This window comes from Streptomyces sp. NPDC059009 (assembly GCF_042740175.1).
Classification (GTDB): Bacteria; Actinomycetota; Actinomycetes; order Streptomycetales; family Streptomycetaceae; genus Streptomyces.
The window spans coordinates 50,411-57,284 of the sequence record NZ_JBHYJB010000059.1 but is presented as its reverse complement, the minus strand read 5'-3'; the positions used below and the strand labels follow the sequence as shown (position 1 = coordinate 57,284).

Genomic DNA, 6,874 nt, shown 5'->3' with positions numbered 1-6,874 from the left:
CGAAAAGCCGGGGGCGCCGTACGAGTTCATGAGTACTGGGGTGGGTGGGGTGCTGTACTGCGGGCGGACATACCGCCGCGTCCCCACCCCTTGCGCCGTCGCCCGTCTGCGGGCCGTCATCCCTGCCCGCGCCTCTCGGTAGACAGCCCCCACCCCTTGCGCCGTCGCCCGGCCGCAGGCCCGCAGCCGCGTCCCCACCCCTCGCGCCGTCGCCCGGCCGCGGGCCCGTAGCCGCGTCCCCACCCCTTGCGCCGTCGCCCGCCTGCGGGCCGTCTTGCCTTGGCGCCTTTCCCCCGCCCACCCTTTCGCCACCGGGGGGGGCACCTTTCAGCCCGTCCGGCGTTTGAGGACGAGGCCGTTCAGGCCGATGGGGGGTCTGGGGGCGCAGCCCCCAGGCGGTGCCCCCAGGGCCGACGGAGTCGGCGGATTCGGGAAGGGGCGGGGTTGGGGAAAGGCCCCCGGCAGGGACCACCCGCACCCGGCGAGGGAACGATCTCTTCGTGCCGTTCGTCACATGGAGCGGGTGGGGGACCGGAGTTGCCGTCGCGCTCTGTCGCATTGGGGACCGGCATGGCACCATCCCGAAAGCGAGCGGAAGTTACTGACGGTAAATCAGTTCTGGGGGTGGCGGGGCGTGACCGGCAAGCGACAGACCACCGTGGCGGGCATGGCGCTGATCTGCGCGGTGACCGTGCTGAGCGGCGTAACGGGGACGGCACATGCAAGCCCAGCCAAGCCAACACCCCCGAAATCCGGCTCCCTTGAGGATGTGCGGAAGAAGATCGACCGGCTCTATCACGACGCCGGACTCGCCACCGAGGCGTACAACGCCGCCGAGGAGAAGACCAAGAAGCAGTCCGAGCGCATCGTGAGCCTGGCCCGTGACATCGCCAAGGGGCAGGCGAAGCTCGACAAGCTGAAGGCCCAGGCCGGTGCCGCCGCCCGCGCGCAGTATCGCAATGGCGGCATGCCTGATGAAGCCCAGCTGATGCTGAGCGATGACCCGCAGGAGTTCCTGGACGGCGCGGGACGCATGCGGCAGGGCGAGAAGGCCACCAAGGGCATGCTCGGGGAACTGGCCCGCACGCAGGAGGAGTTGGCCGCCTACGCCAAGGACGCCTCCGCCCAGTGGAAGAAGCTGGAGGCCAACCGGAAGGCCAAGGCCGCCTCCAAGAAGAAGATCAAGAAGCAGATCGCGGCCGCCAAGGCGCTGGAGTCGAAGCTCGAGAAGAAAGAGCGCGAGCGGCTGCGCAAGCTGGAGGAAGAGGAAGCCCTCAAGAAGCAGTCCGCCTGGGTCAGTTCGGGTGTGCTGAAGGACATTCGGGGGCGGGCCAGCGGACAGGGGAAGAAAGCCGTTGAATTCGCCACCGATCAGATCGGGAAGCCGTATGTGTGGGGGGCTGAAGGGCCCTCTTCTTACGACTGCTCGGGGCTGACCTCACAGGCATGGGCGGCCGCCGGGCGCGGCATTCCGCGCACTTCCCAGGAGCAGTGGAAGCAGCTGCCCCACATCGACATCAAGAACATGCGGCCGGGCGATCTCATCATTTACCACTCGGACGCCAGCCACGTGGGGATGTATCTGGGCGACGGCGCGATCGTGCACGCCCCGCGCCCGGGGCGGAACGTGACCATCACGGGCGCCGGGTCGATGCAGATCCTCGGAGTCGTCCGTCCCGACGCCAAGAGCTGAGTCGGAGTCGAGAGCCGGGTTGGAGTCGAGAGTCGAGTCGGAGTCGAGAGCCGGGTCGGATCGAGAGTCGAGTCGGAGTCGGTCGGCCTTTGGGGAGTGACGTATTCCATGTGCGGTACGTCACTTCGGCACCTCGCTCAACCTTCACGGCGTGATGTTCGTCATTCCCCTCAAGACCTTGTCGTGCCCAATTGCGGTCCTGGATGCGGCATATGACGGTGGCCGTTTGCCGGACGCCATTCCCATCAGGCGACGGCTACCGCTAGGGTCCCCGTCTGGTGGGGCGTCGACCTGCGCTTCACCGTGCCCTCGGGGGGAGGGAAGGAACCAAGCGATGCCCGTACCCATACCGCGGCAGAGAGCAGTCCCGGCCGCGGAAGGCGGTCAGGCTCAGCCGTCGGCGGCGACCGCCGCTCCCGCCGACGCCGCATCCCTCCGGCCCCTCGACCCGCAGCCGTCCGGCTCCTCGCTGTCTCTGCTGGTGATCGAGGACGACCCGGCGGGGTCCTTCAGCGTCCCCGAGATGCTCGACGCCGCGGGCAAGCCCATCCGCGTCCGCACCGCCCGCAACCTCACCGAGGCCGAGCGGCTGCTCACCGACGACGTGCACTGCATCCTGCTCGACCTGGCCCTCACCGGCCCCTCCGGCGACGGCCAGGACCCGGACGAGCTCGTCGCGCTCAAGCACGTACTGCGCCTCGCGCCCCGGCACGCCGTCCTCGCGCTCACCGCGGACGGCGACGCCGAGCGGGGCGCCGAGCGCGGTGCCGAGGCCGTGCGGGTCGGCGCGCAGGACTATCTGCTGCGGGACGAGCTGGACGGGCGGCTGCTCAGCCGCGCCATCCGGTACGCCGTGGAGCGCAAGCGGGCCGACGTCGCCCAGCGGCAGCTCACCGAGTCGCGGCTGCGGGCACAGGAGAACGCCCGCCTTGAGCGGGGACTGCTGCCCACTCCCCTGCTCGACGGGTCGCCGCTGCGGTTCGCCGCCCGCTACCGGCCGGGGCGCTCGCGCGCGCTGCTCGGCGGGGACTTCTACGACACCGTGCGCACCCCGGACGGCTCGGTGCACGTCATGATCGGCGACGTCTGCGGGCACGGCCCGGACGAGGCGGCGCTCGGCGTGGAGCTGCGCATCGCCTGGCGGGCGCTGACCTTCGCGGGGCTGTGCGGGGACGAGCTGCTCTCCACGCTCCAGCGGGTCCTGGAGCACGAGCGGGCCGACGACGAGATCTTCGCGACGCTCTGCACGGTCGACATCGCCCCGGACGGGCGCCGGGCGGGGCTCTGCCTGGCCGGGCATCCGTCGCCGCTCATCGCGCGGGAGGGGCGGGAGGCCGAGCTGCTTCCGTACGAGAACAGCGGGCCCGCCCTCGGGCTGCTGCCGCGGGCCCGGTGGCCTCGGCGACAGGTCGAGCTCGGCGGCAAGTGGAGCCTGATGCTCTATACCGACGGGCTGATCGAGGGGCGCATCGGGCAGGGCAACCAGCGGCTCGGGCAGGAGGGCATGGTGGAGATGGTGCGCCGCCAGCTCGCCTCGGGGCTGCGCGGTGACGAGCTCCTGGAAGCCGCGGTCAACGAGGTCCGTGACCTCAACGGTGGAGATCTGACCGACGACGTGGCGGTGCTGCTGCTCGACCGTGATCGTTGAGCCCTCAGGGGCTCAACGGCCGCCGTTGTACGGGCCGTACGGGCCGTCGCTGCTGGAGCCGCCGCTGCGACGGCCGCCGCCGCCGGTGATCTGACGGATCGCGGGGCGCACGTCCACCATGTACACGATCGTCGCGACGAGACCGATGATCGGCAGGAACGACATGACCGGGAAGAGCAGGTTCACCACGAAGGCCAGGCCGAGGATGATCAGCCAGAACGGCTTCGTCTTCTTGTCCGCCGCCCGGTAGGCGTCCTCCCGGCGGAAGGCCGCGTCGAGAAGCGCGAAGCCGCTGAACACGATCAGGGCCAGCGACAGCAGCCACATGAAGTTCGCGAACCCCTGCATCAGCACAACGTCCACCACCAGTCTCGGCACACCTACGTGATTACGCGGCCACGGTACCCGCTACCCCGTGAACGGGCCGGGCACTCGATGAGTGCCCGGCCCGTTCCGTAGACCGTTGCTGCTTCGAAGCCGGTGCTCCTTCGAGGCCGCTGCCGCTTCGAGGCCGCGGCCGCTGCTACTTGGCGGGCGGCGTCGTCTTCTTCGCGGTCGTCTTCTTGGCCGTGGTCTTCTTCGCCGTCGTCTTCTTGGCGGCGGGCGCGGCCGCGCCGCTCTTGGACTCGGCCGGCTTGTCCTCGGCCGACGTGTCCTCGGCCGCCGCCGACTCCTGCGGCTCGGGCTCCGGCTCGGCGTCCGGCTCGATGGCCTCGGCCAGGTCGTGGGCCTCCTCGGCGACCTCGCCGCGCCAGTTCCGTACGACCGTGTGGCCGTGGTCGGCCAGGCCGTCGTACCGCTCCTGGAGCTTGACGGCCGCCTCGGCGGCCCGGCCCACGGCCTGCAGCGCCGCGTCCTGGGCCTGCTCGGTGAGCTTCTTGAAGTCCGCGTCGAGGGTGCCGAGGAACTCGGTCAGCTTGACCTGGAGGTCCTTCGCCTGCTGGGTGACCCGGTCCTGGACGGCCTTCGGGTCGGTGGAGCGCACGTCCTCGAAGCGCTTGGGCGCCTCGTCGATCAGCTTCTCGATCGCCCCCGGCACCTCCTTGGCCTTCTCGGCGACGCGGTCGGCGCCACCGGCCAGGGCGTACAGGGGCTTGGGGTCGGTGAGGATCTTACGGATGTCTTCGGTGGCGGCCATGGCGATGGTCCTCCCGGATTCGCGTCAGCTTGAGGGTGTCTGCTTCTGCTCGTCGTGCTCGTCGTGCCCGGCATCACCGGATTCCTCGGTGCCGGAGGTCTCGAATCCGTTCTCCTTGCGGAACGACTCGTAGATCTGCAACAGCACTTGTTTCTGGCGCTCGTTGATGGAGGGGTCGGCGAGGATGACGGCGCGCGTCTCCAGCTCGACCCGCTCCTTCTCGTCGAGGATCCCGGCGCGCACGTACAGCGTCTCCGCGGAGATCCGCAGGGCCTTGGCGACCTGCTGCAGCACCTCCGCGCTCGGCTTGCGCAAGCCCCGCTCGATCTGGCTCAGATACGGATTGGACACACCGGCGGCATCGGCGAGCTGCCGCAGGGAGAGCTGGGCGGTCCGCCGCTGCTCCCGCAGATACTCGCCGAGACTGCCGACGTTGAGTGATGCCATGCCCCGATGGTGCGCCACCCTTGCTAACAATTGCAAGCGGCTGCTTGCAAAAGTGCGCTACGCCACTGACGGGGCGTAGCGCACTCGCGTTCGGCGCGGCTCACATGCGCACTGCTCACACACGCACTGCTCTCACGCGCACCACTCACACGCGCTTCTTGAAGGTGGCCACCGCCCAGAAGTACCCGACGACGGCGAGTCCCACGCACCAGGCGAGGGCCGCGGCCGTGTCGCCGCCCGACGGGTGGCCCGCGAGCAGACCGCGCAGGCTCTCGATGATCGGGGTGAAGGGCTGGTACTCCACGAACTGGCGCACCCCGGTGCCCATGGTGTCGGCGGGCACGAACGCGCTGCTGAGGAACGGCAGCATGACCAGCGGGACGGTGGCGAAGCCCGCGGACTCCGCCGTCTTGGCGGCCAGGCCGAGGGCGACGGTGAGCCAGGCGGCCGCGACGCTGACCAGGACGACGAGGCCGGCGACGCCGAGCCAGTCCAGGGCGCTCGCACCCGGGTCGAAGCCCATCAGGAAGGCCACCCCGATGATGGCCGCGCAGGCCACGACGCAGCGCACCGCGGTGACGACGACGTGCCCGGAGAGCACGGCGCCGCGGGAGACGTCCATGACCTTGAGGCGGTTGATGACGCCCTTGGTCATGTCGGCGTTCACGGCCGCCGAGGTGGCGCCGAGCCCGTAGCTGATGGCCATGACCAGCAGCCCCGGTGTCGCGTAGTCGATGTAGGGCACGCCGACGTCGAAGCCGCCGCCGAGCACCTTGACGAACAGCAGCATCATCACGATCGGGAAGAGGATCGCGTTGAAGACCGTGGTGGGGTTGCGCAGGGAGTGCTTGAGGTTGCGGCGCAGGATGATCGCCGAGTCGGCCAGGGGGGTGGAAGCGGTACTCATCGCGCGATCTCCTCAGGGGTCGTGGAGCCGGGGGTGGTGGTCGTGGGACGGGTGGGGGCGGGCTGCGCGGCCGCGGACTGCGTGGCCGTGTGGTCGGTCAGGGCGAGGAAGACGTCGTCGAGGTCCGGCGTGTGCACGGTCAGCTCGTCGGCCTCGACCCCGGCCGAGTCCAGCCAGTCGAGGATGGAGCGCAGCTCGCGCTGGGTGCCGTCGCTGGGGATCTGCAGCGACAGGGCCTCGTCGTCCGCGGTGACCTCGCGCAGCGCGGAGGCGGCGGAGCGGTAGGCGGCCGGGTCGCTGAACCGCAGCCGCACGTGCCCGCCCGGGATCTGGCGCTTGAGCTCCTCGGGGGTGCCCTCGGCGACCAGGCTGCCCTGGTTGAGCACCGCGATCCGGTCGGCGAGCTGGTCGGCCTCGTCGAGGTACTGGGTGGTGAGGAAGATGGTGGTGCCCTCGGCCACCAGCTCGCGCACGATCTGCCACATGGTGCGCCGGCTGCGCGGGTCGAGGCCCGTGGTCGGCTCGTCCAGGAAGATGATCTCGGGCTTGCCGACCAGCGTCATCGCCAGGTCCAGCTTGCGGCGCATGCCCCCGGAGTAGGTCGCCGCCAGCTTGTCCGCCGCCTCCGTCAGGTCGAACCGCTCCAGCAGCCCCGAGACCACCCGGCCGCTGCCGCGCACCCGCTTCAGGTCCGCCATCAGCTGCAGGTTCTCGCGGCCCGAGAGCAGCTCGTCCACCGCGGCGAACTGGCCGGTCACGCCGATCGCGGCGCGCACCTGCCGGGTGGCGGTGACCGCGTCGTGGCCGGCCACCCGCACCGTCCCGGCGTCCGCCTTCATCAGCGTGGTCAGGACGTTGACCGTCGTAGTCTTGCCCGCCCCGTTCGGGCCGAGCATCGAGAAGATCGAGCCCGAGGGGACCTCGAAGCCGATGCCGTCGAGGACGACCTTGTCGCCGTATGCCTTGCGCAGTCCCGTGACCGCGATCGCAGAAGTTGTCATGGGAACAAGGTGCCGACGGGTCCTGACACCCCCCTGTCAC

Annotated in this window: 7 protein-coding genes; 2 read left to right on the top strand and 5 right to left on the bottom strand. The window is 70.2% G+C overall.

All coding sequences use genetic code 11. The annotated features are described in order from the left end of the window. Window positions 1–667: 667 nt before the first annotated feature. Window positions 668–1,693, top strand: a complete 1,026-nt coding sequence (locus ACFWYM_RS40590; RefSeq protein ID WP_384849273.1) for an NlpC/P60 family protein — start codon at window positions 668–670, stop codon at window positions 1,691–1,693. 154 nt (window positions 1,694–1,847) lie between these two features. After that, window positions 1,848–3,341, top strand: a complete 1,494-nt coding sequence (locus ACFWYM_RS40585; protein ID WP_384849256.1) for a PP2C family protein-serine/threonine phosphatase — start codon at window positions 1,848–1,850, stop codon at window positions 3,339–3,341. A 12-nt stretch (window positions 3,342–3,353) separates the two neighbouring features. Here the strand turns inward: ACFWYM_RS40585 and ACFWYM_RS40580 are convergent, their stop codons facing one another. The 5 genes from ACFWYM_RS40580 to ACFWYM_RS40560 all read right to left on the bottom strand — a co-directional run bounded on the left by ACFWYM_RS40580 (window position 3,354) and on the right by ACFWYM_RS40560 (window position 6,834). Next, window positions 3,354–3,707, bottom strand: a complete 354-nt coding sequence (locus ACFWYM_RS40580) for a DUF2516 family protein (RefSeq protein WP_384849253.1) — start codon at window positions 3,705–3,707, stop codon at window positions 3,354–3,356. Between the two features lie 157 nt (window positions 3,708–3,864). Next, entirely contained in the window at window positions 3,865–4,479 is a 615-nt protein-coding gene (locus ACFWYM_RS40575) for a hypothetical protein (RefSeq protein ID WP_384849250.1), read from the bottom strand. 24 nt (window positions 4,480–4,503) lie between these two features. Continuing rightward, window positions 4,504–4,926 (bottom strand): helix-turn-helix domain-containing protein, encoded by a 423-nt coding sequence (locus ACFWYM_RS40570; RefSeq protein WP_384849247.1) that lies wholly within the window; start codon window positions 4,924–4,926, stop codon window positions 4,504–4,506. Between the two features lie 145 nt (window positions 4,927–5,071). After that, the gene (locus ACFWYM_RS40565) at window positions 5,072–5,833 is read right to left on the bottom strand and encodes an ABC transporter permease (RefSeq protein ID WP_384849245.1); all 762 of its coding nucleotides are present in this window, start codon (window positions 5,831–5,833) and stop codon (window positions 5,072–5,074) included. Continuing rightward, entirely contained in the window at window positions 5,830–6,834 is a 1,005-nt protein-coding gene (locus ACFWYM_RS40560; protein ID WP_384849242.1) for an ATP-binding cassette domain-containing protein, read from the bottom strand. Before ACFWYM_RS40560 ends, ACFWYM_RS40565 begins: the two co-directional genes overlap by 4 nt. Window positions 6,835–6,874: the final 40 nt, after the last annotated feature.

What these genes read in the sequence shown, in the direction of transcription:
- ACFWYM_RS40585 (WP_384849256.1), top strand. Translation starts at nt 1,848, where the DNA reads ATGTTCGTCATTCCCCTCAAGACCTTGTCGTGCCCAATTGCGGTCCTG.
- ACFWYM_RS40575 (WP_384849250.1), bottom strand. Translation starts at nt 4,479, where the DNA reads ATGGCCGCCACCGAAGACATCCGTAAGATCCTCACCGACCCCAAGCCC.
- ACFWYM_RS40570 (WP_384849247.1), bottom strand. Translation starts at nt 4,926, where the DNA reads ATGGCATCACTCAACGTCGGCAGTCTCGGCGAGTATCTGCGGGAGCAG.
- ACFWYM_RS40590 (WP_384849273.1), top strand. Translation starts at nt 668, where the DNA reads ATGGCGCTGATCTGCGCGGTGACCGTGCTGAGCGGCGTAACGGGGACG.
- ACFWYM_RS40560 (WP_384849242.1), bottom strand. Translation starts at nt 6,834, where the DNA reads ATGACAACTTCTGCGATCGCGGTCACGGGACTGCGCAAGGCATACGGC.
- ACFWYM_RS40565 (WP_384849245.1), bottom strand. Translation starts at nt 5,833, where the DNA reads ATGAGTACCGCTTCCACCCCCCTGGCCGACTCGGCGATCATCCTGCGC.